13 protein-coding genes and 7 pseudogenes are annotated in these 15,737 nt (G+C 43.7%); 2 read left to right on the top strand and 18 right to left on the bottom strand.

Annotation, left to right across the window (positions count from 1 at the left end):
• Positions 1-106: 106 nt before the first annotated feature.
• From JCM19055_RS32065 to JCM19055_RS16255, 17 genes and pseudogenes are all read right to left on the bottom strand, one after another.
• Complete coding sequence (locus tag JCM19055_RS32065; protein WP_370543185.1) at positions 107-580, bottom strand: enoyl-CoA hydratase/isomerase family protein; 474 nt, start codon at positions 578-580, stop codon at positions 107-109.
• Positions 577-768 (bottom strand): enoyl-CoA hydratase/isomerase family protein, encoded by a 192-nt coding sequence (locus JCM19055_RS32060; RefSeq protein ID WP_370543184.1) that lies wholly within the window; start codon positions 766-768, stop codon positions 577-579. The genes JCM19055_RS32065 and JCM19055_RS32060 overlap by 4 nt, the downstream gene beginning before the upstream one ends.
• A 237-nt stretch (positions 769-1,005) precedes the next feature.
• Positions 1,006-1,401, bottom strand: coding sequence for a TetR/AcrR family transcriptional regulator C-terminal domain-containing protein (locus JCM19055_RS16305; RefSeq protein ID WP_265182284.1), 396 nt, complete (start codon positions 1,399-1,401; stop codon positions 1,006-1,008).
• Between the two features lie 27 nt (positions 1,402-1,428).
• Positions 1,429-1,509 (bottom strand): annotated as a pseudogene (locus JCM19055_RS30105) (TetR/AcrR family transcriptional regulator); the annotation flags it as partial.
• 232 nt (positions 1,510-1,741) lie between these two features.
• Positions 1,742-2,194, bottom strand: coding sequence for a class I adenylate-forming enzyme family protein (locus tag JCM19055_RS24395; protein ID WP_052366448.1), 453 nt, complete (start codon positions 2,192-2,194; stop codon positions 1,742-1,744).
• A gap of 65 nt (positions 2,195-2,259) precedes the next feature.
• Complete coding sequence (locus tag JCM19055_RS16300; RefSeq protein WP_052366447.1) at positions 2,260-3,369, bottom strand: class I adenylate-forming enzyme family protein; 1,110 nt, start codon at positions 3,367-3,369, stop codon at positions 2,260-2,262.
• A 74-nt stretch (positions 3,370-3,443) separates the two neighbouring features.
• The gene (locus JCM19055_RS16295) at positions 3,444-3,758 is read right to left on the bottom strand and encodes a hypothetical protein (RefSeq protein WP_042360472.1); all 315 of its coding nucleotides are present in this window, start codon (positions 3,756-3,758) and stop codon (positions 3,444-3,446) included.
• Positions 3,755-4,918, bottom strand: a pseudogene (locus JCM19055_RS16290) (class I adenylate-forming enzyme family protein); the annotation flags it as partial. The pseudogene JCM19055_RS16290 and the gene JCM19055_RS16295, both read right to left, overlap by 4 nt.
• A 193-nt stretch (positions 4,919-5,111) precedes the next feature.
• Positions 5,112-5,693, bottom strand: coding sequence for a CoA transferase (locus tag JCM19055_RS30100; RefSeq protein WP_265182266.1), 582 nt, complete (start codon positions 5,691-5,693; stop codon positions 5,112-5,114).
• A 29-nt stretch (positions 5,694-5,722) separates the two neighbouring features.
• Positions 5,723-6,168, bottom strand: a pseudogene (locus JCM19055_RS30095) (CoA transferase).
• Positions 6,169-6,248: 80 nt separating this feature from the next.
• Positions 6,249-7,403 carry a thiolase family protein gene (locus JCM19055_RS16280; protein WP_042360470.1) on the bottom strand — a complete coding sequence of 385 codons (1,155 nt, stop codon included), beginning with the start codon at positions 7,401-7,403 and terminating at the stop codon, positions 6,249-6,251.
• A gap of 26 nt (positions 7,404-7,429) precedes the next feature.
• A pseudogene (locus JCM19055_RS16275) lies at positions 7,430-8,573 on the bottom strand (acyl-CoA dehydrogenase family protein).
• 12 nt (positions 8,574-8,585) lie between these two features.
• The gene (locus JCM19055_RS16270; protein ID WP_042360469.1) at positions 8,586-9,353 is read right to left on the bottom strand and encodes a 3-hydroxyacyl-CoA dehydrogenase; all 768 of its coding nucleotides are present in this window, start codon (positions 9,351-9,353) and stop codon (positions 8,586-8,588) included.
• 103 nt (positions 9,354-9,456) lie between these two features.
• Positions 9,457-10,647 (bottom strand): TRAP transporter large permease subunit, encoded by a 1,191-nt coding sequence (locus JCM19055_RS16265; RefSeq protein WP_081833781.1) that lies wholly within the window; start codon positions 10,645-10,647, stop codon positions 9,457-9,459.
• On the bottom strand, positions 10,610-10,774 hold the full coding sequence (locus tag JCM19055_RS27560) for a hypothetical protein (RefSeq protein WP_193745473.1): 165 nt from the start codon (positions 10,772-10,774) through the stop codon (positions 10,610-10,612). The genes JCM19055_RS16265 and JCM19055_RS27560 overlap by 38 nt, the downstream gene beginning before the upstream one ends.
• Before the next feature lie 2 nt (positions 10,775-10,776).
• Positions 10,777-11,142: a TRAP transporter small permease subunit gene (locus tag JCM19055_RS16260; protein WP_081833780.1), complete on the bottom strand. Its 366-nt coding sequence runs from the start codon at positions 11,140-11,142 to the stop codon at positions 10,777-10,779.
• 117 nt (positions 11,143-11,259) lie between these two features.
• Positions 11,260-12,405, bottom strand: coding sequence for a TRAP transporter substrate-binding protein (locus tag JCM19055_RS16255; protein WP_042360467.1), 1,146 nt, complete (start codon positions 12,403-12,405; stop codon positions 11,260-11,262).
• 198 nt (positions 12,406-12,603) lie between these two features.
• Between JCM19055_RS16255 and JCM19055_RS16250 the strand changes: the two are divergent.
• Positions 12,604-14,414 (top strand): annotated as a pseudogene (locus JCM19055_RS16250) (UbiD family decarboxylase).
• A 44-nt stretch (positions 14,415-14,458) separates the two neighbouring features.
• On the opposite strand, the pseudogene JCM19055_RS16245 reads toward JCM19055_RS16250, so the two are convergent.
• Positions 14,459-15,095: pseudogene (locus JCM19055_RS16245) on the bottom strand (NAD(P)-dependent oxidoreductase).
• A gap of 169 nt (positions 15,096-15,264) precedes the next feature.
• Here JCM19055_RS16245 and JCM19055_RS16240 point away from each other — a divergent pair.
• Positions 15,265-15,697 (top strand): annotated as a pseudogene (locus tag JCM19055_RS16240) (Rrf2 family transcriptional regulator).
• Positions 15,698-15,737: the final 40 nt, after the last annotated feature.

The following is a 15,737-nucleotide window of genomic DNA, read 5'->3' as shown; positions in this document are numbered from 1 at the left end:
CTTACAGAAAATTTTATATATAAAAACTTATTTTGTCAATAAAATTTAGACGATTTCTTCTTTTATACTAAAGGCGAAGTCAATGACGTTTGACTTCGCCTTGTGATTATTTATGTGTAAAGACTGGTCGACGTTTTTCAATGAATGCACTAATGCCTTCTTTGGCATCTTCGGTACTAAACAACTCTTGGAACATTTGCCGTTCATATTGCAAGCTTTCACTCAACGGTTGTTCTTCTCCTACGTTTACACAGCTTTTAATTCGCGAGAGTGCTTGTAACGAGTGCCGGGAGATTTTCGTTGCGAGAAGCTCTGCTTTCTCCATACCTTCACCTTTTGGTACGACTTCCGTCACAAGACCGAGTGCTAGCGCTTCTTCGGCTTCAATTTGAGAACCTGTAAACATAATTTCCTTCGCTTTTGATGGTCCGACGATCTTCGGTAAGCGTTGCGTCCCGCCACCACCTGGAAGTAAACCGAGCTTAATTTCAGGGAAGCCAACTTTCACATGATCTTCAGCAACACGCAAGTCACACGCTAGTGCAAGTTCTAACCCACCGCCTAACGTATAACCATTCAACATAGCAATCGTAGGTTTGGTGTATTCGCAACCACTTCAAAGACACTTTCTTGATCTGGTGATTGCTGTTGTTGCTTTAAGCGTTGCGGAAACTCTTTGATGTCCGCTCCAGCGACAAATGCTTTGTCTCCAGCTCCTCGAATGATGAGCGTGACAACATCATCGTCTTGCTCAAGATCACGAACCATAGAAATCAGTCAGTACGTACTTGAATATTGAGTGGATTCATCGGTGGGTTATCGATCGTTACAATTGCAATTGGACCTTTTTTCTCCAAAGAAATCACTTCGTACATCGTAACATCTCCTCTTTAATTCAACGCTCGTTGTTATTGCGTCGTATATTATGACCTCAATTTCCGATCCATCGCTCGAGTGACTGCGCTTTCAAAATCACATGATGAAACTTCCCGTTCCTCCCTTCCGTTACTTCACAAACATCTTCATTAAATGTTCAGCACTTTTATGGGCCGTCTCGGTAATGTCTAATGGGCCCGAGAGTGAGTACCAAGAAATTGAGTAATTCATCGCACCTAATAAAAGGTTCCGTTTTACTTTCACATCACCTTGCTCAAACTCTCCAGACGCCATACCTTCTTCAATCATACGGTCCATACACGATGCATAATCGTGCCGGAGTTTCACGACGTGGTCTAGCTTCTCTCCAGAAAAGAACGACCTCGGCTTTGACCCAATTTCAAAGCCTGACCTTTCGGTTAATAAGTATTCCATGTGGACAACGATGGCTTTGTGCAATTTCTCGTGACTGTTCACGTCTAATCGCTCAATTTCTTCTGCCTGCTGAATACTCTCACCGAGCAACTGCTTCGTACAATAAAAGACAAGGTCTTCTTTATCCTTGAAATAGTAATACAACGACCCCTTCGTCATGAGTAACTCACTTGCAATATCATCCATCGTCGTTGCATGATATCCTTTTTTTTGAGATTAAACCCATGGCAGAATTCATAATTTCATTGATCTTCTTCTCTTTCTTTCGCTCTCTCAATGACATATCATCACACCTTATTGACATAAATTCTATGGGTTCAATTTTTAAATGTCAAATTAATCTTTTGAAATTTCTATTTATTTTACGACCACAGCTGTTTCCCCTTAAACTGCTCGTGAGCAGACCACGTAGACAAGTATAAATGAACACTTATTGGTTTAATTTCAGCCACTCACTTGCGCGATCTCTTAACGCTCGTTTCAAAACCTTCCCTGCCCCGCTTGTCGGTAATTCCTTGACGAACGCGACCTCACGGATTTTTTTATACGGTGTTACTTGATCGTTTACGTAGCCCATTAACGCCTGTTTCATCGGTTCTGTTGGTTGATCGTTTTTCAACACGACAAATGCGACTGGGATTTCACCGTTAATTTCATGAAGGACACCGACAACTGCGACTGTTGCAACTTCTGGGTGTCGGTACAGAATCTCTTCAAGTTCCTTCGGATAGACGTTGTATCCTTTATATAAGATCAAGTCTTTCTTGCGATCGACAATGTATACGTACCCTTCATCGTCTACGTAACCTAAATCACCGGTGTAAAGCCAGCCATCACGTAAGGCGATCGCTGTTTCTTCCGGATTATTCAAATACCCTTGCATGATTTGTGGTCCTTTGCCAGCTACTTCACCAACTTCTCCTGTCGCCGCTTCACTTCCGTCTTCTTTTACAATGCGAATCTTTGTATCGTACGTAGAATTCCTACAGAGCCCGCTTTCGTCTTTCCTCCAATTTCTGCAGGGTTCGATGTTAACATCATCGTCGCCTCGCTCAACCCGTATGCTTCGGTAACTGTTGCATTACGGAAAATGCCTTTTAACTTCTCTAATGCAACTTTAGAAATTGGCGATGCTCCTGAACGAACTTGCTTCACACTACTAAGGTCCATCTTCTCAATGCCTGGAACATTAATGAGTGCATGAAACATCGGCGCTGCTCCACCGACCGATGTCACTTGGTGGTAAGCAATCGCCTCTAGAAATGATTTGGGCTCAAACCGCTTTATTAAAATAATCGTTGAACCTTGCAGTAGCACATTGTTCAAATAACCGACCGTTCCCATGGCATGGTACCAAGGCGTTACATTTAGTAACCTTCCTGTACCAAACGGTATGGCATACTTCTCCTTATCACCTGGTAATTCATTTAATACGATCGCTTCATCTTCAACTTCCGCTACGCCTCCGTTTGTAAAGCAACACGACTGAACAACGTTTGTGACAACATTCGCGTGCGTAAGCATAACGCCTTTACTTCTTCCAGTTGTACCTCCCGTGTATGCAATATGCGCCAAATCACTCTCCACATCTACGTCAATTGCAACCGGGGTGGCTTCCTCTTGTTGAAGCAGTTGTTTGAAATTCAAACCTTCTACACCTTCATCACTGACATAGATGATGTGTTCGATCAATGTCTCTTTAAAAGACACTGCTGAGTTCGATGTAATGATTACTCGTGCTCTCGCATCGTTTAATTGATGAGACAACTCATCTTCAGATAATAAGGGATTGGCCGGTGTAAATGTCGCCCCACTCATCAACGTCCCGTAATAAGCAACAAGAAACGATGAGCAGTTCGGAAGATGCACACAAACAACATCGCCTTTTTCAATACCAAGCCTTACGAGGGCACGAGCGAATTTCAGGCTATCTTTATAAAGCTGTTCATAGGTGAGATGTTCTTCTTGGTCAATTAACACGAGCCGCTCCCCATAGCGCCTTGCACTCCCTTTTAATATGTGGTGCACAGGCTGTTGCGGATACGTCAGCTGTGTCATCGTTCATCGCCTCCATCGAATTTTTTTCACATAACCGTTCGCTCACACGACATTCAATCTTCATATGTTAACGCTTACATTTTTAAGTTTTCTACTGCCTTAATTAAAGGTTGCTTCAATATCTTACCGGTGGCGTTACGAGGCAACTCATCAACAAAATGACATGCAGAAGGAACTTTGAAACTAGACAAGTGTTGCCTTACATGCTCTTGGAGTTCTTTTTCACTGTAGGTGTTCTTCGCGTGACTTGGCACGATGACCGCTACAATTTCTTGCCCCCACGTTTCGCTGACACGAGGTACGACCGAAACGTCGTATACGCCTTCATGCAACAATAAGACTTCCTCAATTTCATTCGGGGCAATGTTCTCACCACCACGAATAATCATGTCGTCAAGAGTCCTTCAACATACAAGTACCCTTCTTCATCTAGATATCCCGCGTCACTCGATACGTACCAACCGCCTTGTAATGCTTTTGCCGTCGCCTCTGGACGATTGTAATACCCTTGCATCGTTCGCGATGTACGAGCCACAACCGTTCCTACTTCATAAGCCGGTAACACTTGACCTTCAGGATCCCAAATTTGAATTTCCACATCAGGAAGTGGCTTTCCGACCGATTGAATGCGTCTCTTCGTCTGTTCAGTTGGACGTTTGCGATGTTCATCATGCACGTCAGATCCTAATAGCGTAATTGTGGACAACGTTTCCGTCATGCCATACACGTGGGTGACTGCTGTTTGTTCTGGTAAACCATTCATAAAGGCTTCCAGTACCGGTAATTGAGCTTTCGCTGACCCGTACACAATACTTTGCAAGCTGCTAAGATCATACTGACGCTCTTGAAGCGTGTCGGTGATTAGCTTCATCATCGTTGGAGCTAGAAATGTTTTCGTAACGTTTACGTCTTCTACAGCTTGTAGCCACTGACGAGCATTAAATTGTCGAAGCATCGCAATATGATTCGTTCCTACTAAGGATAAAAGCGCATTTAACAAACCTGCAATGTGAAAGTTCGGGGCGTGAAGCAATGAGACCGTCTTACCAATTGAGTCTGCATTCGGATACACCCTAAGAAAGTTTGCGATCGTTTTGTTCGTAATCATCACAGGCTTTGGCTGTGATGTCGTCCCACTCGTAAAAATCAAATATGCCAAATCATCATTAGCGCCTTGCGTAACAGCAAGCGGTTCTTGCCCCACATACACTTCCTCTGCCGAAACAACCTGTTCAATTGTACGACAGTGCGTATTTAAGTCGTCTGCCAGCTCACGATAACGACGTTCACTCACGATAATTTTTGCGCCACTGTCCTCAACCATCTGCTGCAATTCCGCATACTTTCCCCGATAGTTCAACGGAACGAATGTGACATTTAGTTTCGAACAAGCAAGTAAGGAAACAATGAAATGTGGATGATTTGTTCCGAGCCATGCCACCCGATCACGAGCGTTAATTCCGAGGCTGGCTAGGTGTCGGGCAAAGCCATCTGCTCGTCGCAACACCTCAGAATAGCGTAGCGCTTCTCCCTCAAAGTGGACGAATGGATCTTCCTTTTTTTGTCACGTTCCCCTTTACTAATGAGTAAATCATGGATCACATACCACCTTTTCTATAAAAACAAATGAGTTTCTTATGAAGTGATTGTGCCAACACGATTTTGCTGAAAAGGTCGCTGCCATACATGATTGGCACCGACCTTTTGCACGTACACGGTTGATGATTCAAATTCGCAACCGTCTACGTTTCTCTTAGTTGTTCTTGAGCTGCTAACACCTCTTGATTATGTTGGCCTAGTTTCGGAGCCAATTCTTTTAATTTCGCAGGTGTACGGGAAAGTTTGATCGGGAATCCGATCGTTTTCATTGCTCCATATGGAAGAATCATTTGACGATCATTGATTTGTGGATCATCGACCATCTCGTCTAACGTAAGAACTGGTGTGACACAAGCATCCGCATCTAAAAAGACGTTCTGCCATTCAAGAAAGTCTCGTTTATAGAATTCTGACTGTACTTCATGTTTCACACGGCGCTGTACGTCACTTGATGCACGATGTTGTTCTATGAGGTCCAGTCGTCCAAGCTTTTCACAGAAGTTCTTCCAGAACTTCGGTTCAAGTGCGCCTACCGCAAACCAACGACCGTCTTTTGTTTCATACGTTTCATAACAAGCAAGTTTACCACTTAAGACCATGTTGCCTCGGCTAGGCTCCTTGCCTCCCATAAGAAAATGAGGCAAGAATGTTTGCATCCAAGAGACCGCACCGTCCATCATTGAAATATCGACATATTGCCCTTCACCTGAACGCTCTCGTTCCAACAGAGCGACTAAAATTCCAACTGCAGCCGTTAATCCTCCACCACCAATATCCCAATTTGCGCGGCAGGGATTTGTGGCTTTGTCTCATCACCGATTAGATTCAACAATCCGGCTGTACTAATAAAATTCACATCGTGACCGGCTTTTTTTGCATAAGGACCTGTCTGACCGTATCCTGTAATCGAACAATACACAATGCGAACATTCACTCGTTTTACTTCTTCATAACCTAATGAAAGACGCTCCATCACGCCAGGACGAAATCCTTCGACGAGAACGTCTGCCTCTTTAACAAGCGTTAGAAACTGATCCCTACCCTCATCGCTTTTCAAGTCCAGTGTCACACTTTTCTTATTGCGATTGAGGCTATGGAACATCGCACCATCGCCGTCAACAATAGGCGGGCTTTCCCGTGCATAATCTCCCACATCAGGCTTTCAACTTTAATCACTTCAGCTCCAAAATCCGCAAGCATCATCGTACAATACGGCCCAGGAAGAAGACGAGTTAAATCCAGTACTTTTACAGATGTAAGCGGCATTTAAGTCCTCCTTATCAATCCACGATTCGTTCGATAATTGTCGCGTTTGCCATCCCATTTCCTTCACACATCGTTTGAAGACCGTATCTTCCACCTGTTCGTTCTAGCTCATTCATCATGCTAATCATTAATCGTCCACCGCTCGCTCCAAGTGGATGCCCAAGCGCAATTGCACCACCAATTGGATTTAGCTTTTTCGGATCAACTTTGAACTCTTCCAGCCAACACATCGGGACACTTGCAAAGGCCTCATTCACTTCAAAATGATCAATCTCTTCAATTGATAGATTCGCTTTTTCCAACACTTTATGAGTAGCAGGAATTGGGCCCGTTAGCATAAGCGTGGGGTCAGAGCCGGTTACCGAGCGCGCAACAATTTTAAAGCGCGGCTTTAACCCGAGTTCTTCTGCTTTCTCTTTACTCATGAGTAACAAGGCGTTTGAGCCATCACTAATCTGACTTGAGTTCCCCGCTGTTATTTTGCCATCTTCGGCAAAAGCTGGTTTTAATGTAGCTAGTTTTTCGACACTTGAATTTCTTCTAGGCCCTTCATCTTCTGTTATTGTCGCCGTCGTCCCATCAGGGAGTGTTACCTCAATCGGCATAATTTCACTTTGGAAGCCGCCACGGTCTTGCGCTTCCACCGCACGACGATGACTTTCAAAGGCGTATTCATCCATCTGTTCCCGAGTAAATCCCCACTGATCTGCGATCCGGTCTGCAGACAACCCTTGATGGATCAATTCGAACCTTTCAGATAATTTCGGGCTAGGCTTCACACCTTGTCTCGTTGAACCAATCGGAACACGGGACATGCTCTCAACACCACCCGCAATGACAACGTCCATATCACCACTCAGTATTGCCTGTGCCGCGAAGCTTACTGCTTGCTGGCTCGAACCACACTGACGATCAACGGTCGTTCCTGGAACTTCAATCGGAAACCCTGCAATTAACGTTGCACTACGAGCGACGTCTAAAGCTTGCTCACCGATTTGGCTTACACACCCTAAAATCACATCTTCAACAAGTCCCGGATCAATCCCCGCTCGGTTCACGACTTCTTTAATCGGCAACGCCGCTAACTCATCGGCCCGGGTTCCGCTTAATGCCCCCCGATTCTTACCAACAGGCGTACGTACGGCTTCTACAATAACGACTTCTCTCATGAAATGACCTCCTTTAATCTTCTGATTTATAATCCTTCATTCTTTGCAATAATTACTTTCATAATTTCATTTGAACCAGCATAGATCGAAGTCACCGCAGCATCACGATAACGTCTGGCTACATCGTACTCTTCGGTATAGCCATACCCACCATGCAACTGTAAACACTCGTTCACGACTCGCTTATACAAGCTCGTCACCCACCATTTTGCCATCGAGACTTCGTTTACAACTTTGTTGCCTGCTGTATGCTCTTCAATGAGACGATCAACAAATGTACGACCAATTTCAATTTCTGATTTCATTTCCGCAATTTTAAATTGAGTATTTTGAAACTTAGAGATTGGTGTACCAAATGCTTTTCGCTCTTTTACATAATCAATCGTTTGATCAAGCACGATCTTCGCTGTGTTAATACTAGAAATCGATAGCATTAAACGTTCTTGTTGTAGCTTTTCCATTAAATAGTAGAAGCCTTGTTCTCTTCTCCTAGCAGGTTCTCTTTCGGTACTTTCACATTTTCAAAGACTAGCTCGCTCGTATCGTTGGCGTGCTGACCTAGTTTCTCTAACTTCTTCCCACGTGAAAATCCATCGTACTCTGCTTCCACGAGTAGAAGGCTAATTCCACGACGTGCGGGTTCAGCATTTGGATCGGTTTTACAAACGACGACGAACAGATCACCGTAATAACCGTTAGTAATAAAGGTTTTCTCACCGTTGACGATATAATGATCGCCTTCAAGAACTGCCGTCGTTTTGACGTTCGCCAAATCCGAACCTGTTCCTGGTTCAGTCATCGCAATTCCACAGATCATCTCACCGCTTACGAGCTTCGGTAAGTAATGCTCTTTAATTTCTTCACTGCCAAAGGCTCTATATAAGGAACGGTGATGTCACTATGAACACCAACCCCACCTAAACCACTGCCTACGCGGTTGTATTCTTCTGAGAGCAATGCGTTATATAAGAAGTTCGTGCCCATACCACCATACTTCTCAGCGACTTGAGGTGCGAGAAATCCTTGCTCGCCCATCTTCTTCCAAAACGAGCGAGGGACTTGCTTCTCTTTCTCCCAATCCTTGTAATAGGGCATCGCTTCTTCATCTAGAAACCTTTGAATCGACTTACGGAATAATTCATGCTCCTCTTTAAATACCGTTCGCTTCATCGTCTCACCTCATTATTTTGGTTGCATACGAATTGCACCGTCTAAGCGGATCGTTTCTCCATTTAACATTGGGTTTTGAATAATGCTGAGTGCGAGTTGGGCAAATTCTGGTGGCTCACCTAAGCGCGGTGGGAATGGCACCATTTCACCGAGTGCCTTCTTCACTTTTTCAGGCGCATTTGCCATAAGTGGCGTTTCAAAGATTCCTGGAGCGATGGTCATCACACGGATGCCAAGCGTCGATAAATCTCTTGCAATCGGTAGTGTCATTCCGACAATGCCGCCTTTTGACGCACTATAAGCCGCCTGACCAATCTGCCCATCTGTCGCTGCAACAGAGGCTGTATTAATAATGACGCCACGCTCTCCTTGGTCAGTTGGATTGTTTTCACTCATCTTCTCAGCAGCTAACCGTAAAACGTTAAATGTACCGATCAAGTTGATGTTAATAATCTTCGAGAAATGTGCGAGATCATGCACACCTTGACGTCCAAACGTCTTCATCGCGCCACCAATACCAGCACAGTTCATAAGTACGTCGATCTGACCGAAGTGATCAACCGCGACTTTTAAAGCGCTTTCAACACTTTCCTCATTCGTGACGTCTGTCTTTACGAAAACAGCTTTATCTTCTAGCGAGTCTGCTAACGCCCCGCCCTTTTCTTCATTTACATCTAGAATAACAGCGGTTCCTCCCGCTTCAACAAATTGGCGCACAACCGCTTCTCCAAGGCCAGACGCTCCACCTGTTACGACAATTGTCTTCTTAGCAATTTCCATTTGAATACCCCTTTCGATCTCAAGTAGCAAAATGTGCTTATAATTAGTTAGAATTCTAAATGTTTACTTTTTGAATGTCAAGTTAAGTTTTAGAAAATTCAACTTATTGTCCGAGCATTTGTGTAGGCACAAACATTGCAATCTCAGGGAACAACAAGACGAGAATCATACAGAACAATAAAATAAAAACAAATGGCCATACGGCACGATACAATGTCGTCGTTTTAATATCTGGTGCTACACCTTTCATAATGAAGATACTAATCCCAAACGGTGGCGTTAAATTCCCGATGCATACTGCTATTGTAAACAGAATACCAAACCAAACCATATTAAAGTCAAAAGCACCTAAAACTGGTAGAAAGAGTGGTGCAGTGATCAGTAAGACCGCAACCGTATCAATAAACATCCCTAACACTAAGAAGAAGAGTAAAATGAGGATGAGTACGACCCAGCGGTTAAGTCCTGCATCAGTAATCATACTTCCTAACCATTCTCCTGTACCTGTCACCGTCACAATTCGCGCATAAGCCACTGCTCCGATCAGAATCCAAAACACAATTCCACAAAGCTTTGCGGTCATCATGAAGATCTGTTTGATGTTTACAAAAGTAAGCTTTTTACGTACGCCTGCAGCAAAGACGGCTCCTACAGCACCAACTGCACCTGCTTCAGTAGGTGTAGCCACCCCTAAGTAAATGGATCCAAGAACGAGTAAAATGACCAAACCAGGTAAAACAATTGATTTTAACGATTGGAACTTCTCCCTTAACGTATATCGCATATCTGCTTCAACACTCGGACCTTTCTCAGGTCGGAAGTAACAAAGGATAAGTGAATACACGATAAAAAGCAAACAAGCCATAATCCCCGGTACAATACCTGCCATAAACAACGCAGCCGCCGAAACACTCGCTTCAGCAGCATAGACAATCATGACGATACTCGGTGGAATTAACGCACCTAGTACACCTCCAGCCATTATAACACCTAACGTAAGCTGATCATCGTATTTACGCTTCAACATCGAAGGTCTAGCGACCATTCCAACCGCCGCCGTTGCTACTGAAGCGACACCAACCATCGATGCAAAAACCGCAGCTACAATAGACGTCCCTGCCGCCAATCCCCCTTTAACCCCGCCAAACCAACGGTAAATTGCCTCATACATATCATCTGCCAAATCACTATACATGAGCACCGCAGCCATAAAAATATACAACGGTAGTGCTGTTAATATCGCCTGTGTCGTCCGTTCATATGTTCCGAGTACAAAGCCGTCTAAACTCGGCAACCCATTCCAAAAAAATCAAACCGAATAGAATAGAGATGCCACCAAGAGCAAAAGCTACGTGAACACCAAGTAGAAGGAACGTTAACAATGACAGAAACAGTAGCAATGCAATGATCCAAATCTCCATCGTTATTCCTCCTCCTCTGTCACATACAAAGGCTTGCCTCTCATGATCATCGCGAAGTCATTGATCAATTTCACAATTCCTTGTAAACCGATTAAAAGTCCACCAATCGGAACAATCGACCATTGAACCCAAAGAGGCATTTCCATCCCACCTGATGAGATTGCTCCAATCTGAAAATAATGAATCACGTACGAGAAACCAACAACGACTAACGTACCCGCAATTAAGAGCAGAAACATCCCACCAATGATGTCGACGATACTTTTTGCTCGTGTGGAAAACCGCTCAAAGAGGATATCCACTCTGACGTGATGCCCCTTAGCAAGTGCGTACCCACCGAGTAAAATGCGACAACGCCCGTTGACCATGTGGATAAGTCAAATGCCCATACGGTTGGCGCACTAAAGAAGTATCTCAACACAACATCTAAAGCAAGTAAGAAACTTACAATGGCGATTAAAGAACCAATGAACCACGGCATTGATTTATTCACAATAGTTATTGCTTTCATTATTTGAATGATTACGTTCATCTTCTTCACCTCCAGAATAATCCGTTAAGTATGGATCGAAATACTGCTTGAATTCTGGATTTGCTTCTAACCAACGTTCAGTTTCCTCTTCTAATACGTCAACCATTCGTTCTGTCCGCTCATTAATCGACGCATACTTCCCCCACAAATGCGTCTTGACTGCACTTCGCATATTCTCGAAGTCCTCACGATCCATTCCTACACATGTAACATCATTCTCATTCGCAAATTCAAACGCTCGCTCCGTCATCGCTTTTGATGCTTCGGCAGCTTTCATTTCGACTTCTTGTGACGTTTCAATCATAATCTCTTGAATGTCTTCGGGTAGATCATCCCAAGAATCTTGATTGATCGTTACCATCGAAATTGCAGGGTTTAACGTCGGTAACGAAATATAGTCAACAACTTCTACGTAACGATACGTCTCCAACGAATAGAATGGGAATTGGATCGCATCGAGCGTCCCTCGCATTAACCCCTCATACTGCTCGACCGTCGGCATTGTCGCAATCCCAGCACCTACCTGTTGGTGATAGTCCATTGCCAAATTACTCGTTTGATTCATAATCAGTCCGTTCATGTCAGACATGGAAGCTAGCGGTGTTGAAGACATATAACCGGTCACACTCGCTGGCCAAAAGTGCATCAGCTTAATCCCGTAGTCTTCTAATGATTGTTCATATAGTTCACCGAACTCTGTATTACGCATCATATGCAACGTGTGCTCTTCACCATAATTCCAAAACATTAACGAGACAACGTACAATTCAGGAATACGCTCCGTCCAAAACGCCCCATTCACTTCTTGCATGTCATACGTTCCACGCGCAAGCGCGTCTGCGGACTCCCTTTGCCCTGCCAGTTGATTGCTATAATAAATATCAAACGTCACTTGATTGTTCGTACGCTCTTCAACTAGCTGTGTAAACTCCTCAACCGCATAATACTTCGGCTCCCAATCAAAATACGGAGGGTGCTGTGAAGAATTCAATACGAGGTGGTACGTCTCTTCGCCTTCCTCTTCTTCTGACGCTACCGACGAGTTACACCCAGCCAGAACTAGACTGCTAAGGACGATACTTACTAACAACCAGCGCAAACAATCCCCACCTTCCTCTATTTTGTAATCGCTTTCAAATTTTATATTTCCATTATATTACTGAACGTATATTCAAATGTCTAATTATTTTAATTATTTAAATTTTCACTTTCCTAACTTGTGTTGATCATGACCACTCCCACTGACTCGTGATATGATTGTAGTGTTCAATTTCTTCATAGAGAGGCTGAAAAGACGATGTATCATACCCTTGAAGAAGCATTGCTAGATTTAGAAAAAAACGGTGATTTAATACGTATAAAAGAAGAAGTCGACCCTGATTTAGAAATGGCGGCCATTCAACGAAGAGCGTACGAAGAAAATGGTCCTGCCATCCTCTTTGAAAATGTAAAAGGCTCTAAGTACCGCGCCGTAGCAAACTTGTACGGTTCCGTGGAGAGAACAAAGTTTCTTTTCCGTAAAACGTGGGATGGTGTGAACGATGTCATCGCGATGCGAGACGATCCGATGAGTGCTCTGAAACATCCATTTAAAAACGCAACAACAGGCGTCTCTGCCGTTAAAGCATTACCGATGCGGTTGCCGAGTGTGAAACATTCCAAGTTAGAAGAGGTTTCACTATCTGACTTGCCGATGATTAAATCTTGGCCAGATGATGGCGGAGCATTTATTACACTTCCTCAAGTGTATTCTGAAGATCCGGACAAGCCTGGGATTATGAATGCCAACGTCGGCATGTATCGTGTCCAGCTTAACGGCAATGAGTACGTGCCTAACAAAGAAGTCGGGCTTCACTATCAGATTCATCGTGGAATTGGCGTTCATCAAGCCAAAGCGGTCAAAAAAAGGCGAACCGTTAAAAGTAAGTATTTTCGTTGGGGGTCCACCTGCACACACGGTAGCTGCGGTCATGCCACTACCAGAAGGTTTAAGTGAAATGCTATTTGCAGGCCTCCTATCTGGCCGACGTTTCCGTCACAGTTATGAAGACGGGTTTATGATTAGCCACGACGCTGACTTTGTGATTACGGGTGAGATTTATCCTGATGATACGAAGCCGGAAGGTCCGTTTGGCGACCACCTTGGTTACTATAGCTTAACGCACGAATTTCCAGTGATGCACGTGCACAAAGTATACGCACGAAAAGACGCGATCTATCCGTTTACCGTCGTCGGTCGTCCGCCACAAGAAGATACGAGCTTTGGTGACGTGATCCATGAATTAACTGGCGATGCTGTAAAGCAAGAACTGCCTGGTGTAAAAGAAGTCCATGCGGTTGACGCTGCAGGTGTTCATCCACTTCTTTTCGCAATCGGAAGTGAACGTTATACACCATTCCAACCAGTCAAAAAAACCGATGGAATTACTAACAATCGCTAACCGTATTCTCGGGTTTGGTCAACTGAGCTTAGCGAAGTATTTGTTTATTACGGCTGATGATGACATCAGTACGCACGACGAAGCAAAATTTATGCAGTACGTGCTCGAACGAATTGACTTATCTCGCGATCTGCATTTCCAAACGAATACGACCATTGATACGCTCGATTATTCAGGCACAGGTCTTAATAGCGGAAGCAAAGTTATCTTTGCCGCCTATGGGGATAAATTGCGCGACTTATCCACAGAGGTCCCGAAATCTTTAAAAGAAAACAAAGATATCCACAATCCACAACTCGTCATTCCAGGGGTTGTGAGCATTGAACTTGGTGATTATGGTAATGAAGAGGAAGCTGAGAAGCAGATTGAACGTGTTACAAAGCAATTAGCAAATCATCAAGACTTAGATGGATGTCCACTGATTGTCGTTGCTGATGACAGTTCATTTGTAAGCGAAACACTCTCAAACTTTTTATGGGTCACATTTACGAGAAGCAATCCTTCTCACGACATGCACGGAATCAATAGTTTCACGAAGCACAAACATTGGGGTTGTGACAACGCCATCATCGATGCCCGTCTAAAACCTCATCATGCACCGCCACTCATTGAAGACGAGTCGATCAAAGAGAAGATCGATCGCTACTTTCCGTTAACAACGAACTAATTTAAAGCCCAGTTCCTAAGATTAGGAACTGGGCTTTATTATGATTACGCTTTTTCCCCGACGACCGCAAAGCGTTCGTTCACGTGCTTCTCTTGTTCAATTTCATCGACGACTGCAATCGCATAATCTTCATAGCTAATGTAGCTTTCGCCTGTTGAATTTACGATGAGTATGTCTCCACCTTTTTCATAGGCACCTGTTCTATTTCCATCTGGGTCAAAGAAAGCTGCCGGGCTGATAAATGTCCACGTGACGTTTGTTGTGTTTTGTAAAACGCCCAAGTTTTCACTTTGTCCTTTAGCCGTAGCTAACGCAAATTCAGGGAATTCTGCTGTGTCCATAAGTTGCATTGTTTTTTTGCTTATCCACATACAAGCTTCCTGCTCCTCCAACAACGATGAACCGTGCTGTTGTTCCAGCTAGCGCTTCAACCAGAGCTTTACCGACTTGAACATACTTGTCTTCTTCACCGAATGCCGCACCATATGCGCTAACGACTACATCAAATGGTTCCAAGTCTTTAGACGTAAGTTCGAATACGTCCTTTTCAAGAATGACTACATTTTCTTTTATTTTAGAACGATCTCTAACAATTGCCGTACTTTCATGACCTCGTTTTAATGCTTCTTTCATAATTAAACGTCCAGCTTTACCACTTGCTCCGATAATCGCCACTTTCATTTGAACGACTCCTTCACAATTTGTAATCATTATCATTACATGTATTCATGATAGTTACATGTTGGTGATTCGTCAACTTGTATTTATTAACAAGAAGCATCTTGCCTTTTTCTGCGCTATAATAGGAACTACTTTACGATAAGCATTTGTCTTGAAAGCAGGTGACTTTATGTCAATTAGTAGTAGATTCTCCGTAGGAATACACATTTTGTCTCTCATTGAACTAAATAAGAATACCGTCAATACATCTGAATCCATTGCAGAAAGCGTCAATACAAATGCAGCTGTTATTCGTAAGATTATGGGAATGCTAAAAAAAAGCTGACCTCATCACCGTCCAACCAGGAGTTGCAGGAATTCAGTTCGCTCGAGATTACGCAGACATTACTTTACTTGATGTGTACCATGCGGTGCATGTGGTAAAAGATAATGAGCTATTTAGTGTTCACAACAACCCTAATCCAAACTGTGTTGTCGGTCAAAACATCCAAGGATCTGTGGAGCATTATTTCCACCGGGCTCAACGAGCAATGGAGGATGAACTAAAAACGATGACGATTAAAGATGTGATCAACGACTTAAGAAAAGACGTACAATCATAGATCTCACGATAGACACAAAAAAACAGCCCAAGGGCTGTTT

It is taken from the genome of Geomicrobium sp. JCM 19055, assembly GCF_000698185.1.
In the GTDB taxonomy this organism is placed as follows: Bacteria; Bacillota; Bacilli; order Bacillales; family Marinococcaceae; genus Geomicrobium_A; species Geomicrobium_A sediminis.
The sequence above is the reverse complement of the archived record's forward strand: the minus strand, read 5'-3'. Positions and strand labels throughout refer to the sequence as shown.

Bases quoted from the DNA above. Each gene is read 5' to 3' on its own strand.
- JCM19055_RS32060 (WP_370543184.1), bottom strand. From the start codon at position 768: ATGGTTCGTGATCTTGAGCAAGACGATGATGTTGTCACGCTCATCATT.
- JCM19055_RS24395 (WP_052366448.1), bottom strand. From the start codon at position 2,194: ATGCAAGGGTATTTGAATAATCCGGAAGAAACAGCGATCGCCTTACGT.
- JCM19055_RS16300 (WP_052366447.1), bottom strand. From the start codon at position 3,369: ATGACACAGCTGACGTATCCGCAACAGCCTGTGCACCACATATTAAAA.
- JCM19055_RS16295 (WP_042360472.1), bottom strand. From the start codon at position 3,758: ATGATTATTCGTGGTGGTGAGAACATTGCCCCGAATGAAATTGAGGAA.
- JCM19055_RS16280 (WP_042360470.1), bottom strand. From the start codon at position 7,403: ATGAGAGAAGTCGTTATTGTAGAAGCCGTACGTACGCCTGTTGGTAAG.
- JCM19055_RS16270 (WP_042360469.1), bottom strand. From the start codon at position 9,353: ATGGAAATTGCTAAGAAGACAATTGTCGTAACAGGTGGAGCGTCTGGC.
- JCM19055_RS27560 (WP_193745473.1), bottom strand. From the start codon at position 10,774: ATGGAGATTTGGATCATTGCATTGCTACTGTTTCTGTCATTGTTAACG.
- JCM19055_RS16260 (WP_081833780.1), bottom strand. From the start codon at position 11,142: ATGGTCAACGGGCGTTGTCGCATTTTACTCGGTGGGTACGCACTTGCT.